We start from the raw sequence: 15,534 nt of genomic DNA on the forward strand, positions 1-15,534 counted from the left end.
TGAATTTGATGCATAAGATGATGGAGTAATGCGTGAGTTCATGAAAGGGGAGTTTCAGATTTGAAGATTCATATTGTACAAAAAGGTGACACGATGTGGAGTATCGCAAACAAATATGGTGTCAGCTTTGATGAATTGCGGGAAATGAACGGGCATATTCGTGAACCGGAATTGGCAGTTCCGGGTATGAAGCTGAAGATACCGACAACAACCAAAGCAGTAGAAAAAGAAGAAGTTATCCGCTCGGAAGCTGGAACGGGAGCCTCTGGAAACACAGGGCAGCAATCACCAGCTCAAACGTTCCATGATACACCGGCAATCCAGGAGGATGATATGTCTGCTGCCCCATATCCCATCATGCCTCAAATGCCGCAGATGTCCGCGCCGGATCAAGGTGGCGGTGCATATCCGGGTATGCCGCAGCAGCAAGGTTATATGGGAGGATTGCCGCAGTCGATGACACATCAGCCAAGTACGGGTTGGGGACAGGGTCAGCAAATGCACGGCCAGCCTTCCTATCCGCAGTCAATGAATGGAAGCTGGCTGATACCGCAGTCGCCAGATGGAAGCATGCAGAATCAAGGTGGTGGAAGTATGCAGGGTGACTGGGGCCAGCAAGGAGGTCAGCCAGGCCAGCAGATGCAAGGAGGCTGGGGCCAGCCAGGGGGCCAGCCAGGCCAGCAGATGCAAGGATACTGGGGCCAGCAAGGAGGTCAGCCAGGCCAGCAGATGCAAGGAGGCTGGGGCCAGCAAGGAGGCCAATCAGGTCAGCAGATGCAAGGAGGCTGGGGCCAGCAAGGAGGCCAATCAGGTCAGCAGATGCAAGGAGGCTGGGGCCAGCAAGGAGGCCAGCCAGGTCAGCAGATGCAGGGTGACTGGAGCCAGCAAGGAGGTCAGCCAGGCCAGCAGATACAAGGATACTGGGACCAGCAAGGTCAACAGATGCAGGGCCGCCATTACCAAGCTCCTGCGGTAAATCAACCAATCCCTTACTTCTATCCGCAAACACCGATGCGCTCCTGCTGCGGTCCGGATATACCTTTTCCTGCAGCGCCGCCGTATCAGCAAGCTCAGCCTGAATACAGAAGAGATCCTTACGGCGTACAGCCACCTCTTTCCGATTTCTATGAACCTTCCCCTGCCCAGGATTTGCCAGGGGATGAACAGGATAATAAATGAAATGAAAAAAGCCCCTTCTTCCGTTGAAGGGGCTTTCATTTATAATATACCATGTTCCTCGAAAATCCGATGCATATCCTGGCGATACTTATCTTCCATAGCAAGTACTTCTGCTTTGGATAATCCGGCGTTCTGTATGTGATTTCTAAGTATCAGGGTCGCTTTTTCCTCGGAGAAAACGCTCGCCATATTTGCTTCGCTTTTCGCTTCCACGTAGCGGAGGTACTTTTGCTGCGCATCGTTCCTCACTATAACCATCCCGCCTTTGTCTATGACTTTCTAATTCTCTACCACATATAATCGAAAAGAAAACCTAAAAAGTGACGGTTAAATGAATTTTTTTTGAAAAAAATCGGATAAAGAACTGTTAATGGGAAAAAATGAAGAAAAAGAATCGGAATAGGGGTGGAAGGTCATGAGACGTTTTTCAGTCTTTTGCATGCTTTTCCTTTTAATCGTTCCAATCATGGCAGGGCAAGCAGCGGAACCGGTGGAAGTGAAGGTCGTATTGCAGCGTCAATATATTGATGGCAAGCAGACAGAGGTGACCCATCGGGAGAAAATATATGCGATGGAGGATTTTTGGTCAACCTACCATGACTGGCAGCTCGTTTCGCAGAAAGAGGGGGAAGTCGTTTTTAAACAAGAGGTGATGGATATCTCACCGGCATTGAAGAAGAACGGTTATTTCGGCATTTATAAAGGAAAGCTTACGATATTCGAAGGCCGGCCCATCGATCAGCAGGCCATCCAGTCCTTTTATCAGATAAATAAGGGCAAATTGGAAAGCCATCAAGCCAAACAGCTGGAGGATGGCATCCGGATTCAATCAAAAGAAGTCTATGAAGATGTCCTGGAGGCATTTCGTTCCAAAAATGATATCGAAGCACTGCCAAGCTAAAAGGATCTTTCCTGGGAAGGGAAGGTCCTTTTCCTGTTTTTCGCCTATAATCTTATACGAACATACGCTTGTGTGGTAAACTAGAAAGAAGTTATTGATTCAGGTAGGAGAGAAACAGCATGATAGCGTATGTCAAAGGCAAGATTACTGGAATTACAGATGAAGCGGTGCTTGTGGAAGCACATGGGGTAGGTTATGAGATCATATGCCCGAATCCCTTTCAATTCCAGATGGAAGAAGGAAAGGAAGCGCTCGTCCATACATACCATTATGTACGGGAGGATGCCCAGACTTTATTCGGGTTTAAAAATACAGAGGATAAGTTTTTATTTCAAAAGCTGCTTGGAGTTTCGGGGATAGGACCCAAAAACGCCTTGCAGATCCTTGCTGGTGTCAATGTCGAGGAATTCGTGGCTGCCATCGAAAGGGAAGATGATAAATTCCTGACAAGCTTTCAGGGTGTGGGTAAGAAGACGGCGCGACAGATGATACTCGATCTGAAGGGCAAGCTTGTCTATATGGTTTCGCTCACAGCCATCGAGGCATCGGCAGGAAGCCAGAGCAATACTGCAAAGAAACGCATTGCTCTGGAGGATGCAGAAGATGCGATGCGGGCGCTCGGTTACCAGGAGCGCGAGATCAAAGCTGTTTTGCCGCAACTTAAAAAGGAAGACAGCGACAGTGCTGATCATCTGATCAAGAAAGGTTTGGCTTTGTTAAGTCAAAAGAAATAAAGGAGTGCGAAGATGGAAGATCGCATGATTACGAACGAATTGAAGCAGGAAGACGAAGTGATCGAGCTCAGTTTGCGCCCGAGCACATTGAAACAATACATCGGTCAGCATAAGGCAAAGGAGAACCTGGCGATCTTCATCGAGGCAGCGAAGATGCGGGATGAGCCGCTTGACCATGTATTGCTTTACGGACCTCCTGGTTTAGGGAAGACGACGATGGCCTCGATCATCGCCAATGAAATGGGGGTGCAGTTCCGGGCAACGAGCGGGCCGGCAATCGAAAAAGCAGGGGACCTGGCAGCGATACTGAGTTCGCTGGAGGCAGGAGATGTGCTGTTCATCGATGAGATTCACCGTCTGCCCCGTGCAGTCGAAGAAATACTATATCCAGCCATGGAAGATTTCTGTCTGGATATTGTCATCGGGACCGGTCCCAGCGCCCGCAGTGTCCGTCTTGATTTGCCGCCATTTACATTGGTGGGCGCCACAACACGTGCTGGCTTATTATCCGCTCCCTTAAGGGACAGATTTGGCGTGTTGAGCCGCCTGGAATTTTATAACACGGAGGATCTGGCAAGCATCGTTGAGCGGACAGCACTTATTTTCGATGTCGAAATAGAGCCGTCGGCTGCCATCGAGGTCGCATTGCGATCAAGGGGGACACCGCGGATTGCCAACCGCCTTCTGAAACGGGTCCGTGATATTTCACAGGTCAAAGGAGAAGACTGCATCACACAGGACACGACCCATGCAGCGCTCAACCAGCTGCAGGTAGATGAAAAGGGCCTTGATCATATCGATCATAAGCTGTTGACGACCATCATGGATCAGTTCCGCGGCGGGCCGGTCGGGCTCGATACCATCAGTGCGACGATCGGGGAAGAGTCCCAGACGATAGAAGATGTGTATGAGCCATATTTGCTGCAGATCGGTTTCATCCAGCGGACGCCGCGCGGCCGGGTTGTCACTCCGCTTGCTTATGCCCATTTCAACCGGGAGGTGCCAGGTACTTGACCGGCATTGGAAAAATCTTTATCCTTATAGGCGTTGTATGTATAGTGATCGGCATCATCATGTCGTTCATTGGCAGACTGCCGGGAGATATCGTTTTTAAGAAAGGGAACACGACAGTATATTTTCCGATCGTAACATCGATTGTCGTCAGTATCGTACTGTCGCTTATCATGTTCCTATTCAACAAATTTCGCTGAAACAGACTAGGAGTTAACAGGTATGGATATAAAGGATTATGATTTTCATTTACCAGAAGAACTGATCGCCCAGACGCCGCTTCAGGACAGGACAGCATCGAGGCTGCTTGTATTGAATAGGGAAGCGCGTACGATGGAGCATCGCCATTTTGCCGATATCGGTGACTATTTGAAGCCAGGGGACTGCCTTGTCCTGAATGATACACGTGTCCTGCCTGCGCGGCTGTATGGCATCAAGAAAGACACGCAGGCGAAAGTGGAGATCCTCTTGCTCAAGCAAATGGAAGGGGATAGCTGGGAAGTTTTGGTCAAACCGGCCAAGAAGGTCAAAGTCGGCACGGAGCTATCCTTCGGCGATGGCAAGCTGACAGCGGTATGCAAGGAACTGCTGGAGCATGGCGGACGAATCATCGAATTCAAATATGATGGTATTTTCTATGAGGTATTGGAGGAGCTTGGTGAAATGCCGCTGCCTCCATATATCAAAGAGCAGCTTCCTGACCAAGAGCGCTACCAGACTGTGTATGCCAAGGAAAAAGGCTCTGCAGCCGCGCCGACAGCCGGTCTGCATTTCACTAAGGAATTGCTTGCGGATCTTCAGGAAAAAGGCGTTGAAATTGCATTCATCACCCTTCATGTTGGGTTGGGAACCTTCCGTCCCGTCAGTGTGGAATCCATCGAAGAACATGAAATGCATGCCGAGTTTTATCAAATGTCCCAGGAAACGGCAGATCAGCTGACTCGAATCCGTGAAAACGGAGGTCGGATCATTTCCGTCGGGACTACATCCACACGTACATTGGAAACAATCGCACGGGACCATGACGGAAAATTCGTCGCCGCAAGCGGATGGACGGATATCTTCATCTATCCTGGATTTACGTATCGAGCCATCGATGGCTTGATAACCAATTTCCATTTGCCAAAATCAACTTTGATCATGCTGGTCAGCGCATTTGCAGGACGGGATTTCATCCTGGATGCATACCGGACAGCAGTAGAGGAGCGTTATCGTTTCTTCAGCTTCGGTGATGCGATGCTGATTGTATAGATCGAGAATAGAAAGGGAACTACTATAATATGGCAATTCGTTATGAATTCATCAAACAAGATAAGCAAACAGGCGCAAGGCTCGGTATCGTACATACGCCCCACGGGAGCTTCGAAACGCCTACTTTCATGCCGGTAGGGACACTGGCAACGGTAAAGACGATGAGTCCGGAGGAATTAACCGAACTTAACGCGAATATCATTCTATCAAACACCTATCATTTATGGCTCCGTCCGGGACATGAGATTATCCGCGAAGCAGGCGGCCTGCATAAATTCATGAACTGGGATGGTGCCATCCTGACCGATTCAGGCGGCTTCCAGGTATTCAGTCTGAGCGATCTTCGTGATATCCGGGAAGAAGGCGTTCATTTCCGTAATCATATCAGCGGGGAAAAGCTTTTCCTTTCTCCGGAGAAAGCGATGGAAATCCAAAATGCCCTCGGCAGCGATATCATGATGGCCTTCGATGAATGTCCGCCGTACCCAGCGACATACGATTATATGAAGGCATCTGTAGAGCGGACAAGCCGTTGGGCGGAGCGCTGCTTGGCTGCGCATGCCCGTCCGGATGTACAAGGTCTCTTCGGGATAGTGCAAGGTGGGGAGTATGAAGATCTGCGGAAGCAGAGCGCTCAGGATCTTGTAAGCATGGACTTCCCTGGCTATGCAGTCGGAGGTCTGTCTGTCGGCGAACCGAAGGACGTCATGAACCGTGTATTGGAATTCACCACGCCATGGCTGCCGCAGGATAAGCCGCGATACTTGATGGGTGTAGGATCGCCGGATTCCTTGATTGATGGTGCGATCCGCGGTATCGATATGTTCGATTGTGTGCTTCCGACCCGGATCGCCCGCAATGGGACCTGCATGACATCCAATGGCCGTCTTGTTGTACGCAATGCGCAATATGCTCGTGATTTTGGTCCGATTGATGAGAATTGTGACTGTAAGGTATGCAAGAATTATTCACGCGCTTACATTCGTCATCTTATCAAATGTAACGAAACTTTCGGATTTAGACTTACTACTTACCATAACTTGCATTTTCTGATAGAATTGATGAGAAAAGTACGAGAGGCGATCAAAGAGGATCGGCTTGGCGATTTTCGAGACGAATTCTTCGAGAGTTATGGTTTCAACAAGCCGAATGCGAAGAATTTCTAGAAAGGGGGAGCAGTGAATGAATATTCAAAGTATAATACTTATCGTATTAATGTTTGTTATTTTCTACTTCCTGTTGATTCGTCCGCAGCAGAAGCGTCAGAAGCAGGTTAGAGAAATGCAGGCTAATTTGAAAAAGGGAGACAGCATCGTTACCATCGGTGGTTTACATGGGAAGGTGCATGCGATAGACGAGGCGTCTGTAGTCCTTACTACGGATGATGGCAGTAAGTTGACATTCGACCGCAATGCAATCCGTGACGTCAAACCTTCAGAAGCGTAAAGATAAAGACAGGAGATCCTTCTCCTGTCTTTTTATGTGCTCGTTTTAATGTTGACACCGATCATGCCGCCGACCAGGGCTGCTGCCAGGAACCCGCCATGCGTGAGCAGCTGTGTTCCTGAAAAGCCTACTTGATATCCAAGGTATTGATAGAGAAGGATGAATAGGGAAAAGCCTATCGCGGTCATGCCGCCAAGCAGCCAGCCTTTATCCTCACCCTTCACCCCGGCAATCAGCCCTCCGATGAATAGACTGAGGATGCCTGCGCCAAGTGTCGTCCAGTCCAGCATTCCTTCGCCAAGCTCCGTGAAACGCAATAGTAATGCCAATGTAAAGCTGATGAATAATAGAAGCGCGAAAACGGTGATCCAGCCATACAATATCGCTTGTACGTTTTTCTTCACAAAAATCCCCCCAGTATGTCTATATGGCTACTTTATGCATGTCCTTTCTGATTCAGAACGTATAGAACCTGTCTCCTGACACAAAATAATAAAATAAAAAGGAGGCGGGTGTTTTGTTCGATGCATTGGATTGGTCGCTTGTTGGAAGGACGATTCTTTCGTATATTGTCATCGTCATCATTTTCCGTCTCATGGGGAAACGGGAAATTGGTGAATTGAGCATCATAGATTTGGTCGTTTATTTGATGTTAGCCGAAATTGCAGTATTATCGATTGAGGATCCCAGCAGCGATTTGCTGCATTTTATCATTCCGATGGTAATACTTTTGATCATCCAGAGAAGTACTGCATTTTTATCCCTTAAATTTCCAAAGATGCGTGATTTCATGGAAGGAAAACCATCGATCATCATCAACAGAGGGCGGATAGACGAGCATGAGATGCGCAGACAGCGTTACAGCTTCTCCGACTTGCAGCAGCAGCTGCGCGAAAACGGAACAAAAAGCATACAGGATGTGGATTTTGCCATCCTGGAGACCTCGGGTGAGCTATCAGTGTTCGAGAAACGGGATACTGCTGAAGGCAGCAGCGGTTTTGTATCACCGCTAATCATCGATGGCAAGATCCAGCACGATGTATTGGATGAGCTTGGTAAGTCGGAATCTTGGCTCCGCGGTGAGATGAAACGGCACGGCCATCCTGATCTTGCTTCCATTTCATTTTGTACACTCGATCAGGATCATAGCTGGTTTATTGACCGCAAGGATGACCGCTGATCATTTTTTCCTTTTTGATAAAAATTGCTCTGCTTCTGCTCTCGTAATGAAACCGAGACTTAGCATGAACAAGAGGTAGAGAAAGAGAAGGATGAGCAGTACTAGCAGAAATGCCGGCAGCTCATAGAGTGAGCTTGAGAAAATACCCTTCAGCAGTTGTGCAGTAAAAGTTGTCAATCCCAACAAACCGAGCATTTGAGCAATTTCCTTCAGTGTCAGCCGAAAGCCGGCGACACGGGCCAATGAGATTAAATGCAGTAAAGTGATCAGAACCACTGTGACGATCATGCTGATAGCGACACCGATGATTCCGAATTTAGCATTGGAGGCCAAAGAGACAAGCAGGATGATTTTGACTCCTGCACCGATGATTGTATTCCACATTGCGGCTTTTGCTGCATCCAAAGCCTGCAATGCGGTGCTTAACGGCATCTGGATATACATCATGATATAAAAAGGTGCCATCAGCAGAATGAATCGCTCTGCGCTTTCGCTGCCGTACATATAATGCAGGATTGGCCCGGAAAATACTGTAAGAACTACCGTTGCAATCGCACCTGAAGCGAAGCTGAGCCGGATCGCTTGGTGAATCCGATAATGGACGAATTGGTGTCGGTTCTGTTCGTTTGCTTCACTGATGGATGGCAGCAGGGCAGTGGCCAACGAGTTGGTGATGAATGTCGGCAGAGCCAAAAGTGGCAGGGCATAGCCTGTCAGTTCCCCATACTGCCTGGTTGCCAGTGCCGTTCCAACTCCTGCCAGCGCCAGGCTCTGAGCTGTGAGTATCGGCTCCAGGAAATGTGTGCCGCTGGCAATGAGCCTGCTGCCTGTTGCAGGCAATGCTATTGAAAACAGGCGCTCCAAGGTCTGCTTGCCGCCTTTTAAGGCAGTGACGAATTGAGAGCGTATTTTCACGCTCTTCTTTCGCTTGAATTGGCGGAGCATATACAGCAAGGAAACGAACTCCCCGATAATGACGGATATCATCGCGCCTAGGGCAGCAAATTCAACTCCGTAGGGCAGGAAGAATTTAACGAGATAAACCGTACAGCTGATCCGGACAATCTGTTCGATCACCTGTGAGAAGCTCTGCGGCTTCATGTTCTGTTTGCCTTGAAAATAACCTCGCAGCACAGCGGCAACCGCCAATATCGGGATGATGGGCCCGATGGCCAGCATCGGGTAAATGACTCGCGCATCCTTCAGCAGCTTGTCCGCAAGAAATGGGGCTGCAAAATAAAGAAGGCCGACAAATACAATGCTGATGCTGAGAGTGACAGTCAGGGAAACAACAACGATTTTCTTGATTTGTTCGTTATCTCCTCGGACATCTGCCTCTGCCACTCTTTTCGAGATAGCGGTGGGCAGACCGAATTGGGTGATGGCAATGGCCAGGAATAATGTCGGCATCGCCATCATGTATAAGCCGATCCCCTCTTCTCCCATGACACGTGCAACGACAATCCGGTTCACGAATCCAAGGAAGCGAGTGATCAAGCTGGCAGCAATCAGGATGAGTGCCCCTTGTAGAAAAGTCTGCTTCGTCACATCGACAACCTGCCTTCTCAAATAATTGTTTTTCGGATACAATTAAATGTATGCATGAGATATGGCCAAGCATGACTAGCCTGTACAGAACTGAGGCAAGTTGGTTGAGGAGGTAGAAATGTGTACGAATCAAAGACAGTGAACGAATGGAAGTCGGAAGTGATGCCTGCCGTGATCAGCAAGAAGGAAGAATTCCATCTGCTGGGCTATGATAAAGCATCCGCTGCGGATATTTGGAGCTGTATGGAAAAAAAGGTGTGGAAGAAAGAGATAGACAAGCCGAAGCGATTATATGAAGTGGTAGCTGATATCATGCAGCTTAGTGTATCGGTGTATATGGGATATCTGACCATGTCCGTCTACGAGGAAGATGAGGATCTGATGGCGTCGATAGCGGCCATCAATGGTCAATCCTGATATAGGAAAAGTTGACAGTGCTGGCTTGTCTTTTCTATACTATGTGAGTATTTGACGGATGGGTACAGCATGTACATACAAGTAATTTTGCAGATGTTCATCTGCAGTATTTTAGGTTTCGTTTTGACGGAACATGGGAGGCAGTTGCATCATGGTGAAAAGAGGCAGAATCGTTGCCTTCTTTTTGATCGTCCTATTGCTTTTGGGAGGAATGGGCACGACGATTAAAGGAATAGCAAAGGATTTAAATTTAGGACTGGATTTGCAAGGCGGGTTCGAGGTCCTTTACGAAGTAAGCCCGCTGGAAGAAGGGGATAAGATAGATTCAGCGACCTTGAATGCCACGGCACAGGCATTGAACGAACGAGTCGATACCCTTGGCGTCAGTGAGACCAGCATCGACATTGAACAGCCGAATCGGATCCGCGTGCAGCTTGCCGGGGTGAAAGATCAGGACCAGGCTCGTGAAATGCTGTCGACGACTGCCAATCTATCATTCCGTGACACAGAAGATAAAGAATATCTGAATGGTACGGATATCGAGGCAGGCAGCGCCAAGCAGGCATTCGACCCGCAAACGAATCAGCCGCTGGTGACAGTGGAGATGAAGGATGCTTCCAAATTCGGTGAAGTGACAAGTGAACTTTCACAGCGTTCATTCCCGGATAACAGGCTGGTCATCTGGCTTGATTATGAGGATGGGGACTCGTATGAAGAGGAAGCGAAAAAGCCTGAGGATGAACAGAAATTCATATCCGCTCCGGCAGTATCCCAAGCCATCAATAGCAAATCGGTGCAAATTGAAGGTGATTTCACAGTCGAAAGTGCGCAGGAGCTTGCCGATCTATTGAACGCCGGTTCCCTTCCGGTGAAGATGGATGAAGTGTATTCCAACTCTGTCGGGGCTCAATTCGGTCAGGATGCACTGGATCAGACAATGCTTGCAGGGTACATCGCATTTGCCCTTATCCTGCTGTTCATGATCGTTTATTACAGACTGCCTGGTTTGATTGCGTCGATCACATTGGCACTATTCGCTTATTTGAACATTGTTGTCTTCGACCTGCTCCACGTAGTGCTGACATTGCCTGGGATAGCAGCCTTGATTCTCGGTATCGGGATGGCAGTGGATGCGAACATCATCACATATGAACGTATCAAGGATGAGCTGAAGGCAGGCAAATCTTTGAAGGCGGCTTATAAAGCTGGTAATAAGAATTCTTTGGCCACAATTACCGATGCCAACATCACAACGATGATTGCCGGTATCGTGTTATTCATCTTCGGTACCAGCTCCATCAAAGGATTTGCGACGACACTTATCATCAGTATCCTGCTCAGCTTCATCACCGCCGTCGTTGGTTCACGTGCATTGCTGAGCCTTATGGTGAAAAGCCGCGCCTTTGATAAGAGACCAGGCTGGTTTGGAGTATCCAAGAAAAACATCCGTAATCTGAGTGACAAAGAAGAACGAGATGTCACTTTTTATGGGATGAAGCTGAACCTTGTGAAGCATCGCAAAGCTTATTTCGCTTTCTCGATTGCACTCACCATTGCCGGCATCATCTGTCTGAGCATCTTCAAGCTTAATCTTGGCATCGACTTTACCAGCGGCTCACGTGTCGAATTTGATTCAGATCAAGCTGTCACGACCGAGCAGGTGGAGCAGCAGATCGAGGATATCGGCTTGACTGCCAAAGAAACGCAGCTATCGGCAGATGGCAAGCATGCCTCTGTCCGGCTGGAGGAAACATTGACCAAGGATCAGGAAACCGATGTTAAGGGTGAAATTCAAGAAGCTTATGGAGATGCTCCCAGCATAAGCACAGTATCTCCGGTCATCGGTAAGGAACTGGCGAAGAATGCCTTGTATGCAGTCATTTTCGCTTCGATCGGTATCGTCCTCTATGCGACTATCCGCTTCGAGTTCAAATTTGCCGTGGCGGCAATCATTTCCTTGCTGCATGACGCCTTCTTCATCCTGGCGATTTTCAGTATCACCAGATTGGAATTCGATGTCACTATCATTGCGGCCATCTTGACCATCATCGGTTATTCGATAAATGACACGATTGTGACGTTTGACCGGATCAAAGAGAATATCCGGATCAAACGGAAAGTCAAGACGTTTGATGAGCTTGCGAAAATCGTCAACGATAGCTTGCTGCAAACACTCGTACGCAGTGTGAACACAGTAGTGACGGTGATCGTAGCGGCAATCATCCTCTGGATATTTGGTGCTGCTTCGATCACGAACTTCTCGATCGCCCTTGTCATCGGTTTGGCGGCAGGAACATATTCTTCCCTCTTCATCGCTGCACAGCTGTGGCTCGTCTGGCGAGGAAGGAATATCGACCAAAAGCCGATCGTCCACGAGGAGAAGAAGAAAGTCGAAGGACCACAGGTTTGATGACATGACCCCCGTATGAAAAACGGGGGTTAATTTTTGGATAATGGGGAATGTATAAGTAGCCGCATTGGAAAGGAGTCAGCAAATGAAAGCACAATGGTATATCATTCTAGCAGTCATTTTTGCAGTACTTATTGCAATATTCGCAGTTATCAACGTAGATAGTGTGCAGGTGGACTATTTATTCGGTACAGGTTCAGCTCCGCTGATCCTGATCATTCTGTTCTCCGTTTTGATGGGCGTCCTGATTACAGCATCTGTAGGAGGGTTGCGTGTGTTCAAGCTGACAAGGGAAGTACGCGCTTTACGCAAGGAGAATGATAAAAAGGCTGCAGAAATCACGGAACTGCAGGAAAAACGTGCAGAACAGGGGCATGAGAAGCCGGAACGGACAACGACGAATATTTCCGATCCGACAACGAATACGTACCCTACTTCCGAAAGAATGAGAGATGAATACAGGCAATAATCGATTGCCCCCTTGACCAGGCTCTAGTATAATGGCTTGGTTAGGGGGTCTTTTTTTATGTTGAAAAGCAGAATGAGATGGAAGGATAATAGCAGCAGCCCTTCAGCTCACGCGCCGGCGGGCTTCGGTGTTTCCCCGCTTGTGGAGCAGCTGCTCATACAGCGCGGAATAACAACGGCAGAGGCTGCAAGACGGTTCCTTCATCCGTCTCTGGAGGACCTACATAGCCCGGAACGGTTACATGATATAGATGCTGCAGCTGAACGGATACATGCAGCTGTGGAGCAGAACGAAAAGATCCTGGTATTCGGAGATTATGATGCGGACGGAGTTTCTTCCACGGTTGTCCTGCTGGAAGCATTGCGGGAACTGGGAGCCGACTGTGATTACTATATACCGAATCGGTTCACCGAAGGGTATGGGCCGAATGAAGCTGCATTTCGAGCTGCCAAGGACAATGGATACCATTTGATCGTGACTGTCGATACTGGTATCGCTGCACACCACGAAGCAGAGGTGGCAAAGCAGATCGGAATCGATCTTATCATCACCGATCACCATGAAGTGCAGGAAACAGTCCCGGATTGCTTGGCGGTTGTCCATCCCAAATGCTCTCCGGACTATCCTTTCCATGAACTGGCTGGGGTAGGCGTCGCTTTCAAACTGGCCCATCATTTGCTTGGTTATTTCCCGAAGCAGCTGCTTGATCTCGTCGTCATCGGTACGATTGCTGATTTGGTTCCGCTGGTTGATGAAAACAGGGTCCTGGCTGCAGAGGGTTTGAAGGCGATCACATCGTCCGCGCGGCCGGGCATACGAGCGTTGAAGGACAGCTGCGGGCTGGACGGAGTAGTGACCGAGGAAGACATAGGCTTCAAAATAGGGCCTCGGATCAATGCTGTCGGCCGATTGCAAGATGCTGACCTTGCCGTCGAGCTGCTTCTGGCCGCTTCGTACGAAGAAGCTATGGAGATGGCGGAAGAGATTCAGTCACTGAACACGGAACGGCAGAATATCGTTGCCAAAATTGCAAAAGAAGCGGAAGCGATGGTCATGGAACAGCCGGAAGAAGAAAGCAGCCATGTCATCGTGGTGGCGAAGGAAGGCTGGAATGAAGGTGTCCTGGGAATTGTGGCCTCTAAACTGGTGAGGACATTTGACCGGCCGGCAATCGTGCTGGCCATCCACCCGGAAAAAGGCACCGCAAAAGGCTCGGCCCGGAGCATTGACGCCTTTGATCTATTCCACCATTGTATGCAGGTACGCGATCATTTCTTGGCCTTTGGCGGACATGCACAGGCAGCCGGCATGACATTGGAGCTGGAACAGGTGGACACGCTCCGGCGGGCATTGAATCGAATGGCGGCAGAAAGCCTTACGGAGGAAGATTTCAAACAAACGCTGGCCATCGACTTGTCGCTGCGTGTCGGTGATGTATCGATCGACTTGATACGCGACATCGCCCAGCTATCACCATTTGGAATGCAAAATCCGAAGCCGCTCGTCAAACTTACCGCCCCGATGCGGGAAGTGAAGCTCATCGGAGCGAATAAAAATCATCTGAAATTCGTTTTTGCCGAGGACGCTGTGCAGTTGGACGGTGTATGCTTCGGGCAGGGGGATCTTTATCCGTTCCTGACACCGATGGATGAAATGGAAGCTGTCGGGGAGCTATCGATCAATGAATGGAATGGCAGACAAAAGCCTCAGATACTGATTGAAGATGTGGCGATCCGCGGATGGCAGCTGCTTGATCACAGAGGAAGCAAGCAGCTGCAGAAAGGGATCCGCATCAAGGAAGAAGAAGAGGAAGAGGCGGCTGTTGTACGTTTCCGGCCGGATACGGAGCTCGGCTGGCTGTCCGACCGGATTCGTATCCTAGATTATGAAACAGAAGGGCTGACAAATGCAGCTGGCAATATAAAGGCAGTCATATTGGCGGATCTTCCCAGGCGCTTGGAGGATATATCTTTTGTCCTCAGGAATCTGCAGCCGGATTTGATTTATGCCTGTTATGATGTGAAGGAGAATGCCTATCTGCAAGGATTTCCGGATCGTGAGCAATTCAAGCTGTTCTACGCGATTCTGTTGAAGCAAAAGACGATTGGCTGCCAGCAGCTCGAGGAATATTTGAAAAACAGCCGGGGCTGGAGTCCGGAAAGGACGAAGTTCATTTCCAGCGTGTTTTTTGAGCTCGAATTTGTTAAAATAGATAAGGATCAAATTTCAATCAACCCAAATCCTTCCAAACGCGATTTGGCTGACTCCAAAGTCTACCAGGGATTGCGGGAAGCGATGGAAGTGGAGAAGATCTTATATTATTCCAGTTATAAGGAATTGAAAGCATGGCTGGAACGCGTACTGGAACGCGGGGAAGTTATCGAGGAGGAAGCAGTAAATGGATTATAAACAATATATAACAGTCGTTGAGGACTGGCCGAAACCAGGGATCAAATTCAAGGATATCACTACCTTGATGGATAATGGCCCGGCTTATAAATCAGCGGTGAATGAAATCGTGGAATTCGCTAAAGATAAGAATGTGGACCTGATTGTTGGTCCGGAAGCCCGCGGTTTCATCGTCGGCTGCCCGGTATCATATGCGCTGGACATCGGTTTTGCCCCTGTCCGCAAAGAAGGGAAGCTTCCTCGTGAAGTAATCAAGGTGGCTTACGGACTTGAATACGGCGAGAATGTGCTGACGATCCATAAAGATGCAATCAAACCGGGACAGCGTGTCCTTATCACGGATGACCTGCTCGCAACAGGCGGTACGATCGAAGCGACAATCAAGCTTGTTGAACAGCTGGGCGGTATCGTGGTCGGTTGCGCGTTCTTTGTTGAACTTGCATATCTTGACGGCAGAGAAAAGCTGGATGGCTATGAAGTGCTGACACTTACAAGCTACGAATAATATCGGACGGAAATCAGAGTGCCTCAATTGAGGCACTCTTTGTTTCATTTTAATTACAGATACTTGTCGAATAG

Annotated in this window: 17 protein-coding genes; 14 read left to right on the top strand and 3 right to left on the bottom strand. The window is 48.8% G+C overall.

Annotated features, from left to right (window positions below):
- Positions 1-60: 60 nt before the first annotated feature.
- The gene (gene safA / locus MHI54_RS15325) at positions 61-1,179 is read left to right on the top strand and encodes a SafA/ExsA family spore coat assembly protein (RefSeq protein ID WP_340081997.1); all 1,119 of its coding nucleotides are present in this window, start codon (positions 61-63) and stop codon (positions 1,177-1,179) included.
- Between the two features lie 39 nt (positions 1,180-1,218).
- Here safA and MHI54_RS15330 read toward each other — a convergent pair whose 3' ends face one another.
- Positions 1,219-1,428: a hypothetical protein gene (locus tag MHI54_RS15330; RefSeq protein ID WP_095215525.1), complete on the bottom strand. Its 210-nt coding sequence runs from the start codon at positions 1,426-1,428 to the stop codon at positions 1,219-1,221.
- A gap of 166 nt (positions 1,429-1,594) precedes the next feature.
- Between MHI54_RS15330 and MHI54_RS15335 the strand changes: the two genes are divergently transcribed.
- From MHI54_RS15335 to yajC, 7 genes are all read left to right on the top strand, one after another.
- Positions 1,595-2,080 carry a BofC C-terminal domain-containing protein gene (locus MHI54_RS15335; RefSeq protein ID WP_095215524.1) on the top strand — a complete coding sequence of 162 codons (486 nt, stop codon included), beginning with the start codon at positions 1,595-1,597 and terminating at the stop codon, positions 2,078-2,080.
- Positions 2,081-2,199: 119 nt separating this feature from the next.
- Positions 2,200-2,814 (top strand): Holliday junction branch migration protein RuvA, encoded by a 615-nt coding sequence (gene ruvA, locus MHI54_RS15340; protein WP_095215523.1) that lies wholly within the window; start codon positions 2,200-2,202, stop codon positions 2,812-2,814.
- Positions 2,815-2,826: 12 nt separating this feature from the next.
- Positions 2,827-3,828: a Holliday junction branch migration DNA helicase RuvB gene (gene ruvB, locus MHI54_RS15345; protein WP_095215522.1), complete on the top strand. Its 1,002-nt coding sequence runs from the start codon at positions 2,827-2,829 to the stop codon at positions 3,826-3,828.
- Positions 3,825-4,025 carry a DUF2905 domain-containing protein gene (locus tag MHI54_RS15350; protein ID WP_095215521.1) on the top strand — a complete coding sequence of 67 codons (201 nt, stop codon included), beginning with the start codon at positions 3,825-3,827 and terminating at the stop codon, positions 4,023-4,025. The genes ruvB and MHI54_RS15350 overlap by 4 nt, the downstream gene beginning before the upstream one ends.
- Positions 4,026-4,047: 22 nt before the next feature.
- Positions 4,048-5,076 carry a tRNA preQ1(34) S-adenosylmethionine ribosyltransferase-isomerase QueA gene (queA, locus tag MHI54_RS15355; protein ID WP_095215520.1) on the top strand — a complete coding sequence of 343 codons (1,029 nt, stop codon included), beginning with the start codon at positions 4,048-4,050 and terminating at the stop codon, positions 5,074-5,076.
- Between the two features lie 29 nt (positions 5,077-5,105).
- Positions 5,106-6,242 (top strand): tRNA guanosine(34) transglycosylase Tgt, encoded by a 1,137-nt coding sequence (gene tgt, locus MHI54_RS15360; protein WP_095215519.1) that lies wholly within the window; start codon positions 5,106-5,108, stop codon positions 6,240-6,242.
- 16 nt (positions 6,243-6,258) lie between these two features.
- Positions 6,259-6,522, top strand: coding sequence for a preprotein translocase subunit YajC (gene yajC, locus MHI54_RS15365; RefSeq protein WP_095215518.1), 264 nt, complete (start codon positions 6,259-6,261; stop codon positions 6,520-6,522).
- A gap of 32 nt (positions 6,523-6,554) precedes the next feature.
- Here the strand turns inward: yajC and MHI54_RS15370 are convergent, their stop codons facing one another.
- Positions 6,555-6,926 carry a TIGR04086 family membrane protein gene (locus tag MHI54_RS15370; RefSeq protein WP_095215517.1) on the bottom strand — a complete coding sequence of 124 codons (372 nt, stop codon included), beginning with the start codon at positions 6,924-6,926 and terminating at the stop codon, positions 6,555-6,557.
- A 113-nt stretch (positions 6,927-7,039) separates the two neighbouring features.
- On the opposite strand from MHI54_RS15370, the gene MHI54_RS15375 reads away from it, so the two are divergent.
- A complete protein-coding gene (locus MHI54_RS15375; protein ID WP_233134936.1) occupies positions 7,040-7,702 on the top strand; it encodes a DUF421 domain-containing protein in 663 nt (220 codons plus the stop codon).
- Here MHI54_RS15375 and spoVB read toward each other — a convergent pair whose 3' ends face one another.
- A complete protein-coding gene (gene spoVB, locus MHI54_RS15380; protein WP_095215516.1) occupies positions 7,703-9,250 on the bottom strand; it encodes a stage V sporulation protein B in 1,548 nt (515 codons plus the stop codon).
- 120 nt (positions 9,251-9,370) lie between these two features.
- Here spoVB and MHI54_RS15385 point away from each other — a divergent pair, with 120 nt between their 5' ends.
- The 5 genes from MHI54_RS15385 (at position 9,371) to MHI54_RS15405 (ending at position 15,460) form a co-directional block, all read left to right on the top strand.
- Positions 9,371-9,667 (top strand): post-transcriptional regulator, encoded by a 297-nt coding sequence (locus tag MHI54_RS15385; RefSeq protein WP_095215515.1) that lies wholly within the window; start codon positions 9,371-9,373, stop codon positions 9,665-9,667.
- A 151-nt stretch (positions 9,668-9,818) separates the two neighbouring features.
- A complete protein-coding gene (secDF, locus tag MHI54_RS15390; RefSeq protein ID WP_340081998.1) occupies positions 9,819-12,077 on the top strand; it encodes a protein translocase subunit SecDF in 2,259 nt (752 codons plus the stop codon).
- 85 nt (positions 12,078-12,162) lie between these two features.
- Entirely contained in the window at positions 12,163-12,546 is a 384-nt protein-coding gene (locus tag MHI54_RS15395; RefSeq protein ID WP_095215513.1) for a lipopolysaccharide assembly LapA domain-containing protein, read from the top strand.
- Between the two features lie 57 nt (positions 12,547-12,603).
- The gene (gene recJ / locus MHI54_RS15400) at positions 12,604-14,955 is read left to right on the top strand and encodes a single-stranded-DNA-specific exonuclease RecJ (RefSeq protein WP_095215512.1); all 2,352 of its coding nucleotides are present in this window, start codon (positions 12,604-12,606) and stop codon (positions 14,953-14,955) included.
- Complete coding sequence (locus MHI54_RS15405; protein ID WP_095215511.1) at positions 14,945-15,460, top strand: adenine phosphoribosyltransferase; 516 nt, start codon at positions 14,945-14,947, stop codon at positions 15,458-15,460. The genes recJ and MHI54_RS15405 overlap by 11 nt, the downstream gene beginning before the upstream one ends.
- The last annotated feature ends 74 nt before the right edge of the window (positions 15,461-15,534 follow it).

The organism is Terribacillus sp. FSL K6-0262 (assembly GCF_037977385.1).
Lineage (GTDB): Bacteria > Bacillota > Bacilli > Bacillales > Amphibacillaceae > Terribacillus.

Excerpts from the sequence above, each read along its gene's own strand:
- MHI54_RS15335 (WP_095215524.1), top strand. The coding sequence starts at position 1,595 with ATGAGACGTTTTTCAGTCTTTTGCATGCTTTTCCTTTTAATCGTTCCA.
- ruvA (WP_095215523.1), top strand. The coding sequence starts at position 2,200 with ATGATAGCGTATGTCAAAGGCAAGATTACTGGAATTACAGATGAAGCG.
- ruvB (WP_095215522.1), top strand. The coding sequence starts at position 2,827 with ATGGAAGATCGCATGATTACGAACGAATTGAAGCAGGAAGACGAAGTG.
- queA (WP_095215520.1), top strand. The coding sequence starts at position 4,048 with ATGGATATAAAGGATTATGATTTTCATTTACCAGAAGAACTGATCGCC.
- tgt (WP_095215519.1), top strand. The coding sequence starts at position 5,106 with ATGGCAATTCGTTATGAATTCATCAAACAAGATAAGCAAACAGGCGCA.
- yajC (WP_095215518.1), top strand. The coding sequence starts at position 6,259 with ATGAATATTCAAAGTATAATACTTATCGTATTAATGTTTGTTATTTTC.
- secDF (WP_340081998.1), top strand. The coding sequence starts at position 9,819 with ATGGTGAAAAGAGGCAGAATCGTTGCCTTCTTTTTGATCGTCCTATTG.
- MHI54_RS15395 (WP_095215513.1), top strand. The coding sequence starts at position 12,163 with ATGAAAGCACAATGGTATATCATTCTAGCAGTCATTTTTGCAGTACTT.
- recJ (WP_095215512.1), top strand. The coding sequence starts at position 12,604 with ATGTTGAAAAGCAGAATGAGATGGAAGGATAATAGCAGCAGCCCTTCA.
- MHI54_RS15405 (WP_095215511.1), top strand. The coding sequence starts at position 14,945 with ATGGATTATAAACAATATATAACAGTCGTTGAGGACTGGCCGAAACCA.